This is a genomic window from Candidatus Seongchinamella marina (genome assembly GCF_026262685.1).
Classification (GTDB): domain Bacteria; phylum Pseudomonadota; class Gammaproteobacteria; order Pseudomonadales; family Halieaceae; genus Halioglobus; species Halioglobus marinus.
The window spans coordinates 226,023-241,092 of sequence record NZ_SHNP01000005.1 but is presented as its reverse complement, the minus strand read 5'-3'; the positions used below and the strand labels follow the sequence as shown (position 1 = coordinate 241,092).

Genomic DNA, 15,070 nt, shown 5'->3' with positions numbered 1-15,070 from the left:
GGCGCGATTATACCCGATAAAAAAAACGCGGGCCGAAGCCCGCGTTTCGTCGTTCTTGTCAGCTGGCGGTTACAAGCCTTCAGCATTCTCCGCCAGGTAGGCGGCAACGCCATCGGGAGAGGCGTTCATGCCTTTATCACCCTTGTTCCAACCTGCGGGACAGACCTCACCGTGCTCTTCATGGAACTGCAGAGCCTCTACCAGGCGAACCAGTTCGTCGATATTACGCCCCAGAGGCAAGTCGTTAACTAACTGGGAACGAACCATGCCTTCCTTGTCGATCAGGAATGCGCCGCGGAAGGCGACCCCACCGTCGGACTCCACATCATAGGAGCGACAGATATCATGGGCCACGTCGGCCGCCATGGTGTAAGTCACGGCGCCAATACCGCCATCATTGATATCGGTATTGCGCCACGCATTGTGCGTAAATTGCGAATCAATGGATACCGCAACCACTTCTACACCCAACTCGCGAAACTTATCCATGCGGTGATCCAGCGCAATCAGCTCTGAAGGACACACAAACGTAAAATCCAGGGGGTAAAAGAAAATCAGGCCGTACTTTCCAGCCATCGCTTCAGATCGCTTGTAGGAATCAACAATTTCACCGGTACCCAGTACCGCTGCCACGTCAAAATCTGGTGCAGGTTTGCCAACTAATACGCCCATTTGGTCTTACTCCATCTAAAAAGTCACGGATATCGCGAGGCGTATGCCTCACAGTTCGGACGAGCATAATACACAGGCTGGATGGTCGCGCCAATTTGATTGTGGCCATCGAGGATATAGCTTTTGCCTATCGCACAGCCGTCATGCCGGGGCCACGAGCCAGCCCAAACAAGAATGTAGTTGACAATCATTCTCGTTAACATTAACGTTGAGCCTCATTCAGCCAAAATTTGCCAGCCATGTACGTCTGCCTCTGCAAAGGTATTACCGACACCCAGATACGCGCCGCGGTGCAAGAGGGTGCCAGTTCCCTGCGTGAAGTCCACGCCACTTTGGGTGTGGCCAGCCAATGCGGTAAGTGTGGCATCATGGCCCGAGAAATTGTTCGTGAATCCCTCAGTGATATCGCCGAAGCAGACGAGCAGCTGTTCTACGCCGTCTCCTGACCAACCGCCAGCGACCTACTCCGCTGGCTGCGCCGCTACCGTTTCTTTAATCAAGGTCTGCAGTTCACCTGACTCGGCCATCTCAGTGACAATGTCACAGCCACCGATCAATTCGCCGCCAATCCATAACTGCGGAAAGGTAGGCCAGTTAGCATACTTGGGCAAATTGGCGCGAACATCCGGATTAGAAAGAATATCCACATAGGCAAAGCGCTCACCACACTGCATCAAGGCTTGCACGGTTCGAGCTGAAAATCCGCATTGGGGTTGGTTAGGAGAGCCCTTCATGTACAGAAGAATTGCGTTGCTCTCAATTTGCTCTTTAATGGTGTCGATAATATCCATGCCTAATCCTGTTTCACGTGAGGGCCACCGCCCTGTCTAGCGGCCGCGCATTCTACCCTATTATGCGCACAATATATCCACGAGATTTACAGGTGATTTACAAGCCACAGACAGCGGTCTATAGTGCTCGATTCCGAGGCAGCTCCCGCTGCCTTTTTGCGTTTATACGGAGAGTCAAAAATGTCGGCCCTGATGCCCACCTACGCCAGGTTACCCGTCACCTTCAGCCATGGAGAGGGCGTATACCTTTTCGACACTGAAGGTCGGCGCTACCTTGATGGTCTGTCAGGCATTGCAGTCACCGGTTTAGGTCACGCTCACCCCGGCGTGACCGCTGCGATTCGCGAGCAGGCCGACAAACTGGTACATACCTCGAATCTTTATGGCATTGGTCCTCAGGAACAGCTCGCCGAGCGACTGAGCGCGGCGTCTGGCATGGAGAAATGCTTCTTCGGTAACTCCGGCGCTGAAGCCAACGAAGCGGCAATAAAACTCGCTCGCCTGCACGGCCACAATAGTGGCATAAAGAACCCGTCCATTGTCGTTTTGGAAAGCGCTTTTCACGGCCGCACGCTCGCCACCCTAAGTGCTACCGGTAACCAAAAGATCCAGGCGGGCTTTGAGCCCCTGGTGAGCGGTTTTATCAGGGCGCCACGCAACGACATCGAGGCCGTTCGCCAGATCGCCAGCAACAACTCGGACGTGGTCGCATTCTTTGCCGAACCAATTCAGGGTGAGGGCGGCATTCACGAACTGGATTCGCTGTACCTACAGGAGGTTCGGGAGATTTGTAACCAGCATGACTGGCTTTTTATGTTGGATGAAGTGCAAACAGGCAATGGCCGCACCGGCAGTTGGTTCGCCTACCAGAATATGGGCTTTGAGCCCGATGTAGTCACTACTGCCAAGGGCCTTGGCAACGGCGTTCCTATCGGCGCCTGCCTCGCTCGCGGTCAAGCAGCACAATTATTTCATCCAGGACACCATGGTTCTACCTATGGCGGCAATCCACTGGTTAGCTCCGCCGCCCTGGCCGTCATGGATGCAATCGACAGAAAAGAAATGTATGCGCACGTGACCCGCATGGGTGCGCTCATTAGAGAGGTAATGGAACGAGAACTTGCGGCTTCAGGCCGCCTGACGGAAATCCGTGGGAGGGGCCTGATGCTCGGCTTCCAATTGGATCGCGACTGCCCGGAGCTGGTTAAGCTCGCACTGGACGATGGCCTGCTAATCAATGTCACCGCCGGCAACACCGTGCGCTTACTACCGCCGCTCAATATCACCGAGGCCCAGGCCACTGAGCTTGCCGAGGGCGTCGCTCATCTTATTCTGGGCCTTTAGGCCCTCATTGACTACTTTTTAGAGGCAGATTGATATGGCTGATACCAGGCATTTTCTGACCCTGTTGGACTTTAGTCCCGCCGAACTCAACGACATGATCGAGCGGGCCATCGCAATGAAGCAAGCGCACAAGTCGGGCGCTGATCAACGCCATTTTCCCGGTAAGGTTCTGGGCATGATCTTTGCCAAGTCCTCCACCAGAACCCGAGTTTCCTTCGAAGCAGGCATGGCACAGCTGGGAGGACACGCCATGTTCTTGTCCCCCACCGATACCCAGTTGGGCAGAGGTGAGCCCATAGAGGATAGCGCGCGGGTCATTTCGTCCATGGTGGATATCATTATGATTCGAACCTTCGGTCATGACATTGTGGAAACCTTCGCGGCCAACTCGTCGGTGCCCGTGATCAATGCACTCACTGACGACTACCACCCGTGCCAATTGTTAGCCGATATGCAAACCTATGTTGAACATCGCGGCAGCATCGCCGGCAAAGTAGTTACCTGGGTTGGAGACGGCAACAATATGGCCCAAAGTTACATTAACGCGGCCCGCCAATTTGACTTCGAATTGCGCATCGCCTGCCCCGAAGGCTACGAACCTTCACCTGCCCTGGTAGAAGCCAACCGGGATCGGGTGAGCATTGTGCGAGACCCAGTCATCGCAGCCGAAGGTGCAGATTTGCTGGTCACTGATGTCTGGGCCTCCATGGGCCAGGAACAGGAGCAACAGGTTAGAGAGGCGGCTTTCGATGGCTACCAGCTAAACGAGGAGCTCTTGAGCCGCGCTGCGTCTGATGCCCTTTACATGCATTGCCTACCAGCTCATCGCGGCGAGGAGATCAGCAGCGGATTAATGGATACTGCAGATACGGTCATCTGGAACGAAGCGGAAAATCGTTTACACGCTCAAAAAGCGCTCATGGAAACCCTGCTCCTGGCCAATCAATAGCCCTCTGAACCGCATCGGCCGTCACTTCAGTCCGGTGTTGCGCTAGCGCTCGAAACTCAGGGAGCTCGCCTCCCACCGCCTAATAACCAAATCAGATAGAAGAAATTTTTCATATAACAATTTAGTCACACGAGCGCTCTAAAAAGTGTCGAATGCCTCCGTACTAGGGCTATAACGTAAGTGAGTGCAGACCTATACACCTATCAACACGTTATCCACAGAATAAACCCAGCCTGATACCTTGCAAAGCCCCCTTCTCCGCATTATCTTGTATCTGGTCTAGCAGGCGACCCCAACATATAGGGTATTGAGCGGCGAAAAAATAACCAGATCTGCACAGGTTGTAACGTCGTTGTTACCTAGTTGCCCATAAGTGGCGTCACGGGCACACGCTGCTGGAGAAAATTAGGAGACTGCATCGCTGATCGCCCTCGACCAGGGGTTAGATGCCAGAAACATAGGGGAACACGCCGTCCTCCCGACAGTAACGCACTGATTGAGCCCCCAAGTCCGGGCGCCAGCTCGACCTAAACGCAGTGCTGTTACGAAGTAAGTGGTACCCAAAACAATAAGGCTAGAAGCCAGAACATTTCGGAGTAAGTATGCAAACAGAAACCAATCCCAGCGGCGTCATTGTCGGAACATCTCCCGTTGACCGAGAAACGGCGCCAGCCGCTGGTGGCATAGCGGCCACTGCTCCCGGACAATTGCGCGTTATCAAGCGCAATGGCACCGTGGTCCCTTTCGAGGAAAGCAAAATTTCCGTCGCCATCACCAAGGCTTTCCTGGCGGTAGAAGGTGGCACTGCCGCAGCATCCAGCCGCATTCATGAAACCGTTGCCAAACTGACGGACCAGGTTGCCGCTACTTTTCAACGCCGCATGCCTTCTGGCGGCACCATCCACATCGAGGATGTACAGGACCAGGTCGAACTTTCCCTGATGCGCGCGGGCGAACATAAAATCGCTCGTGACTACGTGATCTATCGCGAGGAGCAATCTCGCAAGCGAGCAGCCAAGGCCTCACTGTCTCAGGAAACTCAGGATGCCGCAAACGGCATCAACGTGATCCAGCCTGATGGCAGTCGTGTTGCGCTCGACCTGGACCGTCTCCACACGGTGGTAAGCGAAGCCTGTTTCGAGCTTGAGGATGTTGTCGAGTCTGCCATTCTTGATGAGGCTCTGAAGAACCTTTACGACGGTGTTACCGCGGAAGAGCTCGCCACTTCGCTGGTGATTACCGCACGCACCATGATCGAACAGGACCCCAACTATTCCTATGTCGCGGCGCGCTTGCTCTGTGACAACCTTCGTGCGGAGGCACTGGCCTTCCTGGGGGTGGCAACCAATGCTACCCAGGCCGACATGGGGCAGCTTTACGCCAAAGCGCTACCCGCTTATATCGCCCGCGGCATAGAACTGGAACTACTGTCACCAAACCTGGCAGGCTACGATCTACAAAGGCTTGGCGAGGCACTGCTGCCTGAGCGAGACCTGCAGTTCACCTACCTGGGACTGCAAACACTTTACGACCGCTACTTCATCCACTCTGACGAGACCCGTTTCGAACTGCCGCAGGTATTTTTCATGCGCGTGGCAATGGGACTCGCTGCCGAAGAAGCCAATCGCAACGATAGAGCTATCGAGTTCTACGAACTGCTGTCCTCGTTCGACTACATGAGTTCAACGCCTACCCTGTTCAACGCTGGCACACTCCGCCCGCAGTTGTCCTCTTGTTACCTGACCACCGTCCCGGATGACTTACACGGTATTTACGGCGCCATTCAGGATAACGCAATGCTGTCCAAGTTTGCCGGCGGACTGGGCAACGACTGGACACCCGTTCGAGCCCTGGGCGCCTATATCAAAGGCACTAACGGCAAGAGTCAGGGCATTGTGCCATTTCTCAAAGTGGTTAATGACACCGCAGTTGCGGTCAATCAGGGCGGCAAGCGTAAAGGCGCAGTGTGTGCCTACCTGGAAACCTGGCACATGGACGTCGAAGAGTTTGTCGAGTTGCGCAAGAACACCGGCGATGATCGCCGCCGCACCCACGACATGAACACCGCCAACTGGATTCCCGATCTTTTCATGAAGCGGGTTTTCAATGGCGAGGACTGGACCCTGTTCTCTCCCAGCGATGTACCTGACCTACACGACTTATACGGGGTAGCCTTCGAGCAACGCTATGCTCACTACGAAGCCATGACTGCGGCAGGTGAGATAAAACTATTCAAGACCGTTAAAGCAGAGAATCTGTGGCGCAAAATGCTGGGTATGCTGTTCGAGACGGGGCACCCCTGGATGACCTTTAAGGACCCCTGCAACCTGCGCTCGCCCCAGCAACACGTGGGCGTGGTTCACTCGTCCAACCTGTGCACCGAGATCACCCTGAATACCAACAAGGACGAGATCGCGGTTTGTAACCTGGGCAGCGTAAACCTGCCCCAGCACATCGACGAAAATGGCCTTAATTTGGAGAAGCTGCGCAACACGGTTCGCACCGCCGTTCGCATGCTCGATAATGTCATCGACATCAATTACTACTCGGTGCCCCAGGCCAAAAACTCCAATCTGATGCATCGTCCGGTCGGTCTTGGGCTCATGGGATTCCAGGACGCGCTCTACAAGCAACACCTGGCCTATGGTTCTGAACAGGCTGTATCTTTCGCTGATCACTCCATGGAAGCTATCAGCTACTACGCAATTGAAGCGTCCAGCGAGCTGGCTGCAGAGCGCGGCGCTTACTCTTCCTATGAAGGTTCTCTCTGGAGCCAGGGAGTCTTCCCCATCGACTCCCTGCAAAGACTGATTGATGAGCGCGGTGCAGACTATATTCAGGTAGATCAGACAGAGTCTATGGATTGGCAGGCCCTGCGCTCGCAAGTGCTGCAAAATGGCATGCGCAACTCCAACGTGATGGCGATTGCACCGACGGCGACCATAGCCAACATCACCGGGGTCTCCCAGTCGATCGAGCCGACTTATCAAAACCTGTACGTGAAATCCAACCTCTCTGGTGAGTTCACTGTAGTCAACCCTTACTTAGTGAGAGACCTGAAAGAACGTGGCCTTTGGGATGGCGTAATGGTCAACGACCTCAAGTACTACGACGGATCGGTGCAGGCCATCGATCGCATTCCTGCCGATATCAAAGGGATTTACTCCACTGCCTTCGAAGTTGAACCACGCTGGCTGGTGGACGCTGCCAGCCGCCGTCAAAAGTGGATTGACCAGGCTCAATCGCTGAATCTCTATATCAACAACGCCAATGGCAAGAAGCTGGATATCACCTATCGCATGGCCTGGTACAGCGGCCTGAAAACCACTTATTACCTGCGCTCATTGGCAGCTACCGGCACTGAGAAATCGACCATTGACACTGGCACACTTAACGCCGTGTCCAATGAAGCCGCCGGACCGGCTCCAGTGCCGCAAGCCTGCTCTTTGGACGACCCGGATTGCGAGGCTTGCCAGTAGGCGGGAAAAATATGAATAACTGGACAACAACAGAGACCAAACCCAGGGGACAACAATAGATGTTAAATTGGGATGATTACCACAAAGAAGAAGGGGCAGCAGCTTCTGCGGCGGCGCAACAGCCGGTACATCAATCGCTGATTGCAGAAATGGAAACCCCGTCGGAGGCCGCAGCAGCCGCGAAAGTAGAACCAGTGGCAGAGCCAGCACCCGCTCCGACCGCCGATCCTGCGGCAAATACGGACCCTGTTGCCGCGGCAGCCCAGGCAGTTCAAAACATGGATGTCGCAGCCGGACTGGAAGAGCTGGAGATGGGGGCGAGTCGCGTTTCGGTCGACGAAAAGGCCATGATCAATTGCCGCGCAGATCTCAATCAGCTGGTGCCGCTCAAGTATGACTGGGCCTGGCAGAAGTACCTGGACGGTTGTGCCAATCACTGGATGCCCCAGGAAATTAATATGACGGCGGACGTCGCCACCTGGAAAAGTGCCGACGGCCTTACTGACGACGAGCGTCGCATTGTCATGCGCTCACTGGGCTACTTCTCCACAGCGGATTCCCTGGTAGCGAATAACCTGGTGTTGGCGCTCTACCGTTTGATCACCAATCCTGAATGCCGCCAATACTTGTTGCGCCAGGCCTTCGAAGAAGCCATTCATACCCACGCCTATCAGTATTGCATTGAGTCCCTGGGCATGGATGAAGGCGAAGTTTTCAACATGTACCGGGAAGTACCTTCCGTGGCAGCCAAAGCTTCCTGGAGCCTAAGCCATACTCACAGCCTGTCTGATCCCACTTTCAATACGGGGACTCAGGAAACCGATCAGGAATTGTTGCGCAACTTGATTGGCTTCTACGCGGTTACCGAGGGTATTTTCTTCTACTGCGGCTTTACCCAAATTCTGTCAATGGGTCGCCGTAACAAGATGACCGGCGTAGCGGAACAGTTCCAGTACATCCTGCGTGACGAGTCCATGCACCTGAATTTCGGCATTGATGTAATCAACCAGATCAAACTGGAAAATCCGAACCTCTGGACCGAAACGTTTCAACAGGAAGTCATCCAGATGATTCTCGAGGGAACCGAGATCGAAATTCAATATGCCAGGGACACCATGCCTCGCGGCGTGCTGGGAATGAATGCGGCAATTATGGAAGAGTACTTGCACTTTATCGCTAATCGACGGCTGTCTCAGCTTGGGCTGCCTGAGCAATTTGCGGGCGCACAGAACCCATTCCCGTGGATGAGCGAAATTATGGATTTGCGCAAGGAGAAGAACTTCTTTGAAACGCGGGTCATTGAATACCAGACGGGCGGCGCGCTCAGTTGGGATTAAGAACCGGAGTCGCGGTTCAGGCAGGACCAAGACCAGCTGGCTACCTCTGTAGCATCAGGGGTGGCCAGATGGCACCATTATCAGCTGGGTAGAAACAACAGCGGTTACTTTTGAGGAACCACGAATGTCTGACAACAAGCCCACGGAAACTGAGACCATATTGATGGCCCTGGATCAGATTAGCCAGACCATCGATGTCATGACCAGCGTGGTCAATCGCTTGCGCAACTACGTGCAAGAGCACGATGTGGCTGCCAGCGACAGCAGCTCAGAAGCTAACACTGAACTGCAGGCCGATCGCATCATTCATTGATAGGTTGGCAATGCCTCACATCAGGCAACTGCCTGAGAGACTTGCTCCCCCGCTTAAAACCTTCCCACCATCAACGTCATCGTTACTGTCACCCGCCAAAAAAGGCATTAGCAACAGCGGCCACTGGAGTTAAGCTACCTGGCCCATCGCCCGGAGATGATCATGTTTTCAGCCTTTGACCACCTACTTATTAACGTCCCAAATATAGCAACCGCCAACGCGGAGTACAGCGTGCTGCTGGGCCAACCCATTACCGCGAATATGGTCCGGCTCGGCAACGTCGACATCAGGCTACAGGAGGTAAGTCAAACCACTCAACCACGCCTGGCTGCACTGGCGCTGCAAGACAAAGATCTTGCCCCAAACGAACCGCGCGCCCTGAATGGCGGTCCGAGGGGAATTCCGCTACTGCACGCTAATTCCCGGGACTGTGCTTATCACGATGATACGCCCAGCGACACCGGTATCTATGCAGTGGACCATCTGGTTTTGCAGACTGCCGATGCCCAGGCCTGCATTGACCTGTTTCGCGATCAGCTTGGACTGCGCCTCGCCCTGGATCAGGAAGTGCCTGAATGGGGTGGTCGCATGTTATTTTTTCGCCTCGGAAAAATGACGCTGGAAGTGATCCAGAACCTCGATAAACCACCGCCGACTGATTTTTTTTGGGGCATTACGTTTCTGTGTAAGAATATCGACCAAACGGTTGCCAGCCTTGACGCGCTCGGCGTTGTGCACTCCCCCATTAGAAAAGGCCGCAAGCCAGGCACCCGCGTCAGTACGATCAAAAGCCACTGCCTAGGCCTCCCTACTCTGCTGATTGGACAGTAACGACTTTAACCAACTGGGATACCCCATGAGCACTATTGAATTCAGTCATGAAGAAAAAGAAGTCCTGAGCCACAAACTCAAGGACTATGTCGCCAAGGAGTTGGATCATGAGATTGGCCAGTTTGAGAGCGAGTTCCTGCTAGACTTCATTTCCGAGCATATCGGCCCTCACTTCTATAACCAAGGCCTTTCAGATGCAGGTAGCGTCATCGCCGCCAAGTTCGAAGATATCAACGATGCCCTCTACGAAATAGAGGCTCCCGTAGAACATTCGCGCTAAGGCGTCCTAGTGCCTGGCGCACGCAACTGCACCCGGAACAGAATCATGGCGGTAAGCGCTAATACCTCAGCGCTGGATTCGAATATTTCCTCGAACACCTGGCCGATAACATTGTGAAAAAGAGGAATCTGGTCAACCGCCTGCGACAGGAAAAACACACCAGCCCAAGCGAATGCGCACAAGGCCCAGGGCAATCTATCCCTGAGAGCTGCAATAAACACCGGCTTTTGAGTCTTTAAATAGCGGTACATCACGACCAGAAACAGAATGACAATTGTAGCCAAAAACAACTTGGTCGCGGAAGGAATCTGGTCGTGTAAAAAGAAACGCTTAAACTGAGTTGCCTTGGCATGCTCAGACACCTTGTAATGATAGTCGGCCTCACGCAGCGCATAAAACATTAATAGATAGCTCAGCTGTATATAAGCAACGCGTCGCTCACTATCTACCATTGCGAACAAGCACCCCAGACCAAAAGCAATAAAGATCGCGGTCTGCCCGACCAACTGCACGGGGCCACTATCCTCAATCAGCACCTTCAACTGCACCGGGTCACCAACACTGAGCAGCACTGCAATAGCACAGGCCATAGCAACGAGGAGCACGGCAAAAATCGTAATCGTTATCCCTTTGCCGGGGTAAGGGGTTTGTACCGTTGCAGTGATTGCGGACATCGTCAGGCCTCCAAAAGCTGTGGGACACAAGATAACCGGAATTGGCACTTCGATCAGCACCTGTCCTGTTAAATTTTCACAGCTGTACTAGTCTGAAGTTGACCCCGGACAAAACACGGAGCTTATGGTCAACCAACAAAGACCCGCGTATATTTTCGACCAAAATCGAGTGACGACAAAAGGAAAATAGCATGAGCACGATGATCAACGGCGTAGACTACGGCCCACTGCACCAGCTGATTGGCAGTTGGCGCGGTGAAAAAGGCCTGAATCTTTCCCCAGAACCTGATGGTGAGGAAAAGCACGCTTTTTACGACGAAATCGAATTTACTCCGTCCGGCGCGGCAGAAAATGCTGAAGAGCAAAATCTGGTGACTGTTAAATATCATCAGGTTGTTCGCAAGCGTAACAACGGCAAGGTATTTCATGACCAGGTGGGTCATTGGATTTATGAGCCCGCCACCGAAATGATTGTCCATTCCCTATCGATTCCCCGGGCAGTATGCGTTCTCGCGGGCGGCAAGCTGGAACAGGTAGGTGACGAAGCCGTATTTGACGTCAGGGCCACGGCGGGAAGCGACAGCTTTGGCATCGTGCAAAGCCCGTTCATGCTGGAAAAAGCAAAGACCACTGCTTTTCGCATGACACTGAAGATTTCAGGCGACCAGATGGTTTATGAGGAGACCACTTCACTGGATATTTACGGCCGGCAGTTTGCCCACACTGACGCTAATACCCTCCAGCGAGTGGTCTATGATTAAGCCCTTTAGACCCTCTGGCCGGAAGGTTTGCGGAGGTTATCGGAGGTCAAAATCAAGCTAGACCAAAAAATGTAATCGCTGTAAACTTTGGACCGGTTGCGGCCTCCAGGGGCCAACATAAAGTGGCCAGCAACAACAGCTATGGCCCCCGGCGCGAGCATTCGCTAGACTCCATGCCCGAGTCATAATCCCACCCTACCGAGACAGGACACCGACATGATCTACCAGAGTGATCAGCTCACGATCAAGCGCCTCGAAGGCGATATCGCCGAGCTCAACTTCGACCTACAGGGCGAATCCGTTAACAAATTTGACAATGCCACGGTTACTAGCCTGACCGCTGGCCTGGATGCACTTGAGGCAGAGAGCGGCGTCAAGGGCCTGCTGGTCACCAGCGGCAAGCCCGTCTTTGTCGTGGGTGCGGATATCACCGAATTCACCAGTCTGTTCGGTGCGACGCAGGAAGAAATCAAGCCTTTCACCAGTAGTAACAATAAGAACTTCAATCGCATTGCTGCCCTTCCCTATCCTAGTGCGGTGGCGATTAATGGCTTTGCCATGGGCGGTGGCCTGGAAGTATGCCTGGCCTGCGATTTTCGCGTGATGAGCACCGCTGCCAAAATCGGCCTGCCTGAAACCAAACTGGGCATCCTTCCCGGCTGGGGCGGCACCGTGCGATTGCCCCGCATCATTGGTGTCGACGAGGCCGTGATGTGGATGGCAACCGGTGCCGACAAGCGCCCTGACGATGCTCTCAAAGCGGGTGCCGTAGATGCAGTGGCTGCCCCTGAGCAATTGCGCGACGTGACCCTGACTACCCTGCAAGGCGCCATCGATGGCCAACTCGATTATGCCGAACGTCGCGCCCGTAAGCACGGCCCCCTGCCGTTAAACGACACCGAGGCGATGATGACTTTCTTTACGGTCAAATCCATGGTGGCGCAGCAAGCCGGCAAGAATTATCCCGCGCCAGTCAAAGTTGTGGAGGTTATTGAGCAGGCTCGCAGCATGAGCCTGGACGATGCCCTGAATGCAGAGGCAGATGGCTTTGCCCAACTGGCCACTACACCCGTTGCTTCAGCTCTGGTGGGCGTTTTCCTCAATGACCAATTGCTCGGCAAGAAGGCCAAGGGCTGGGAAAAGCAAGCCGACAAGAAAATCGAGACTGCTGCTGTCTTGGGCGCAGGCATCATGGGGGGCGGTATTGCCTACCAGAGCGCACTGAAAGGCACTCCCATTAAAATGAAGGACATCAACCAGGACGGTCTGGATCTGGGTTTGAATGAAGCCAACAAGCTTCTGGCCAAGCGAGTCAATCGAGGCCGTATGACCGCAGACCAGATGGGCGCCATTCTCAACAGTATCGACCCGACACTGACCTACGCCGGCTTTGAAGATGTCGACATCGTGGTTGAGGCGGTTGTTGAGAACGAGAAAGTGAAGGGCATTGTCCTGGCCGAAACTGAAAAACACATCGACAAGGATGCGGTGCTGGCTTCCAACACCTCCACCATTTCGATTACTCGCCTCGCCGAAAATTTGGAGCGCCCGGAAAATTTCTGCGGCATGCACTTTTTCAATCCGGTACACGCAATGCCATTAGTGGAAGTCATCCGTGGCGAAAAAACCTCGGATAACGCGATTGCCCGCACCGTGGCCTACGCCAACAAGATGGGCAAGAAAGCTGTGGTGGTTAACGACTGCCCCGGATTCCTGGTTAACCGTGTATTGTTCCCCTACTTTGGCGGTTTCAATGCACTGCTCCGCGATGGTGCTGACTTCCAGGCGGTAGACAAGATCATGGAGCGCTGGGGCTGGCCCATGGGCCCCGCCTATCTGATGGACGTAGTGGGTATCGACACCGGCGTTCACGCTGCCCAGGTAATGGCAGAAGGCTTCCCGGATCGCATGCAGCCAGACTACAAGAGCGCCACCGAGGTCTTGTTCGAAAATGATCGCCTGGGCCAGAAGAATGGCAAAGGCATGTATGAATACACCACCGACAAGCGCGGCAAGCCAAAAAAGGTAGTGAACGAAGACGTTTACGAATTGATTGCGCCGGTTTGTGGCGAACGCGCCGAGTTCGAGCGCGAAGACGTCATCGCCCGCATGATGCTGCCCATGGCCATTGAAATGGCGCGCTGTGTCGAGGAAGGCATCGTCGGCACTCCCGCCGAAGCTGACCTGGCACTGCTATATGGCGTTGGCTTCCCTCCCTTCCGTGGCGGCATCTTCCGCTGGATGGATACTGTGGGAATGGCACACATCGCCGAGGCATCCGAAAAGTTCGCTCATCTGGGCAAGGCCTATGAACTGACCGACGGCATGAAAGACATGCTTGCCAACGGCAAGACCTACTACTAAACAACGGGCTAATTAAAGGAGAAATACTGTGAGTTTGAATCCAAGAGACGCAGTGATTGTAGATTACGCCCGCTCAGCCATGGGGCGTTCCAAAAACGGTTGCTTTCGCAACGTACGCGCAGATGACTTGTCTGCCGAAGTGATCAAGGGCCTGCTGGGTCGCAATACAGCGCTGGATCCTGCCGAGATCGACGACTTGATCTGGGGCAGTGTTATCCAGCGCGGTGAACAGGGCATGAACCTGGCGCGCATGATCGTACTCAATGCCGAGTTACCACACACCATTCCCGCACAAACGGTAAACCGCCTTTGCGGTTCTTCCATGAGTGCCCTGCAAACCGCGGCAGCCAACATCATGGCAGGCATTGGCGACGTCTACCTCGTTGGCGGCGTCGAGCACCTGGGCCACCTTCCGATGATGGATCCAGCCAACGTTGACCCCAACCCCCGCATGGGTCGCTCGGTCGCTAAAGCTGCAGGAATGATGGGCATGACCGCTGAAATGTTGGCCCTGATGCACGGCATTAGCCGCGAAGACCAGGACAAGTTAGGCCTGCGCTCGCACCAGTTGGCGCACAAGGCCACTATCGAAGGCAAATTTGATAGAGAAATCATTGCGATCGATGGCCACGATGAAAATGGCGCGCTGGTCTCGGTGCGAACTGATGAAACCATCCGTCCAGAGACGACACTGGAAGGTTTGGCTCAGCTCAAGCCCTCTTTTAACCCGCAAGGTGGCACTGTTACGCCTGGCCAGTCCTCGCAAATCTCAGATGGCGCTTCCGCAATGCTGATGATGTCAGCGGAGAAAGCTCAGGCGCTCGGTCTGAAACCCATTGCCCGGGTGAAAGGCATGGCACTGGCAGGCGTTGATCCCTCTATTATGGGTTACGGTCCTGTCCCCTCTACCCAGAAAGCACTGAAGAAGCTCGGCCTGACCATCGATGATATCGACATGGTCGAACTGAATGAAGCCTTTGCAGCACAAGCTCTGCCTGTGCTGAAGGACCTTGGTCTTCTCGAACAAATGGAAGAAAAAGTGAACGTACACGGTGGTGCGATCGCTCTGGGCCATCCCTTTGGTTGCTCGGGCACCCGCATCACCGGCTCCCTGCTAAATGTTATGGAAGACAGGGACATGACCCTGGGCATCTCAACCATGTGCATAGGCCTGGGACAGGGCATTACCACGGTGGTAGAGCGCGTATAAAGCGCTCATACCCCGCAACCCAAAAAGCCCGCATTACAGCGGGCTTTTTTATGCCTGAAGACATC

The 15,070-nt window shown here is 54.3% G+C and carries 14 protein-coding genes; 11 read left to right on the top strand and 3 right to left on the bottom strand.

All coding sequences use genetic code 11. From position 1 onward, the window contains the following. Nucleotides 1-69: 69 nt before the first annotated feature. Complete coding sequence (locus tag EYC87_RS14785) at nt 70-672, bottom strand: peroxiredoxin (protein ID WP_007230769.1); 603 nt, start codon at nt 670-672, stop codon at nt 70-72. A 239-nt stretch (nt 673-911) separates the two neighbouring features. Between EYC87_RS14785 and EYC87_RS14780 the strand changes: the two genes are divergently transcribed. Next, the gene (locus EYC87_RS14780; protein WP_007230757.1) at nt 912-1,118 is read left to right on the top strand and encodes a bacterioferritin-associated ferredoxin; all 207 of its coding nucleotides are present in this window, start codon (nt 912-914) and stop codon (nt 1,116-1,118) included. 15 nt (nt 1,119-1,133) lie between these two features. Here the strand turns inward: EYC87_RS14780 and grxD are convergent, their stop codons facing one another. After that, nucleotides 1,134-1,463, bottom strand: a complete 330-nt coding sequence (grxD, locus tag EYC87_RS14775) for a Grx4 family monothiol glutaredoxin (protein WP_007230768.1) — start codon at nt 1,461-1,463, stop codon at nt 1,134-1,136. Nucleotides 1,464-1,643: 180 nt separating this feature from the next. Here grxD and EYC87_RS14770 point away from each other — a divergent pair, with 180 nt between their 5' ends. The 7 genes from EYC87_RS14770 (at nt 1,644) to EYC87_RS14740 (ending at nt 9,996) form a co-directional block, all read left to right on the top strand. Then, entirely contained in the window at nt 1,644-2,807 is a 1,164-nt protein-coding gene (locus tag EYC87_RS14770; RefSeq protein ID WP_279253549.1) for an aspartate aminotransferase family protein, read from the top strand. A 34-nt stretch (nt 2,808-2,841) separates the two neighbouring features. Then, nucleotides 2,842-3,756 carry an ornithine carbamoyltransferase gene (argF, locus tag EYC87_RS14765; RefSeq protein WP_279253548.1) on the top strand — a complete coding sequence of 305 codons (915 nt, stop codon included), beginning with the start codon at nt 2,842-2,844 and terminating at the stop codon, nt 3,754-3,756. A gap of 602 nt (nt 3,757-4,358) precedes the next feature. Beyond that, on the top strand, nt 4,359-7,235 hold the full coding sequence (locus EYC87_RS14760; RefSeq protein ID WP_279253547.1) for a ribonucleoside-diphosphate reductase subunit alpha: 2,877 nt from the start codon (nt 4,359-4,361) through the stop codon (nt 7,233-7,235). Nucleotides 7,236-7,294: 59 nt separating this feature from the next. Continuing rightward, complete coding sequence (locus EYC87_RS14755; RefSeq protein ID WP_279253546.1) at nt 7,295-8,572, top strand: ribonucleotide-diphosphate reductase subunit beta; 1,278 nt, start codon at nt 7,295-7,297, stop codon at nt 8,570-8,572. 124 nt (nt 8,573-8,696) lie between these two features. Continuing rightward, nucleotides 8,697-8,885 carry a hypothetical protein gene (locus EYC87_RS14750; protein WP_007230787.1) on the top strand — a complete coding sequence of 63 codons (189 nt, stop codon included), beginning with the start codon at nt 8,697-8,699 and terminating at the stop codon, nt 8,883-8,885. A gap of 162 nt (nt 8,886-9,047) precedes the next feature. Further along, on the top strand, nt 9,048-9,716 hold the full coding sequence (locus EYC87_RS14745) for a VOC family protein (RefSeq protein ID WP_279253545.1): 669 nt from the start codon (nt 9,048-9,050) through the stop codon (nt 9,714-9,716). A 25-nt stretch (nt 9,717-9,741) separates the two neighbouring features. Beyond that, nucleotides 9,742-9,996, top strand: coding sequence for a DUF2164 domain-containing protein (locus EYC87_RS14740; protein WP_279253544.1), 255 nt, complete (start codon nt 9,742-9,744; stop codon nt 9,994-9,996). Here the strand turns inward: EYC87_RS14740 and EYC87_RS14735 are convergent. Continuing rightward, a complete protein-coding gene (locus EYC87_RS14735; protein ID WP_279253543.1) occupies nt 9,993-10,670 on the bottom strand; it encodes a hypothetical protein in 678 nt (225 codons plus the stop codon). The genes EYC87_RS14740 and EYC87_RS14735 overlap by 4 nt on opposite strands. A gap of 191 nt (nt 10,671-10,861) precedes the next feature. Between EYC87_RS14735 and EYC87_RS14730 the strand changes: the two genes are divergently transcribed. From EYC87_RS14730 to fadA, 3 genes are all read left to right on the top strand, one after another. Then, nucleotides 10,862-11,431: a heme-binding beta-barrel domain-containing protein gene (locus EYC87_RS14730; RefSeq protein ID WP_279253542.1), complete on the top strand. Its 570-nt coding sequence runs from the start codon at nt 10,862-10,864 to the stop codon at nt 11,429-11,431. Between the two features lie 216 nt (nt 11,432-11,647). Next, nucleotides 11,648-13,795 carry a fatty acid oxidation complex subunit alpha FadB gene (gene fadB / locus EYC87_RS14725; RefSeq protein ID WP_279253541.1) on the top strand — a complete coding sequence of 716 codons (2,148 nt, stop codon included), beginning with the start codon at nt 11,648-11,650 and terminating at the stop codon, nt 13,793-13,795. Between the two features lie 28 nt (nt 13,796-13,823). Next, entirely contained in the window at nt 13,824-15,005 is a 1,182-nt protein-coding gene (gene fadA / locus EYC87_RS14720) for an acetyl-CoA C-acyltransferase FadA (RefSeq protein ID WP_279253540.1), read from the top strand. Nucleotides 15,006-15,070: the final 65 nt, after the last annotated feature.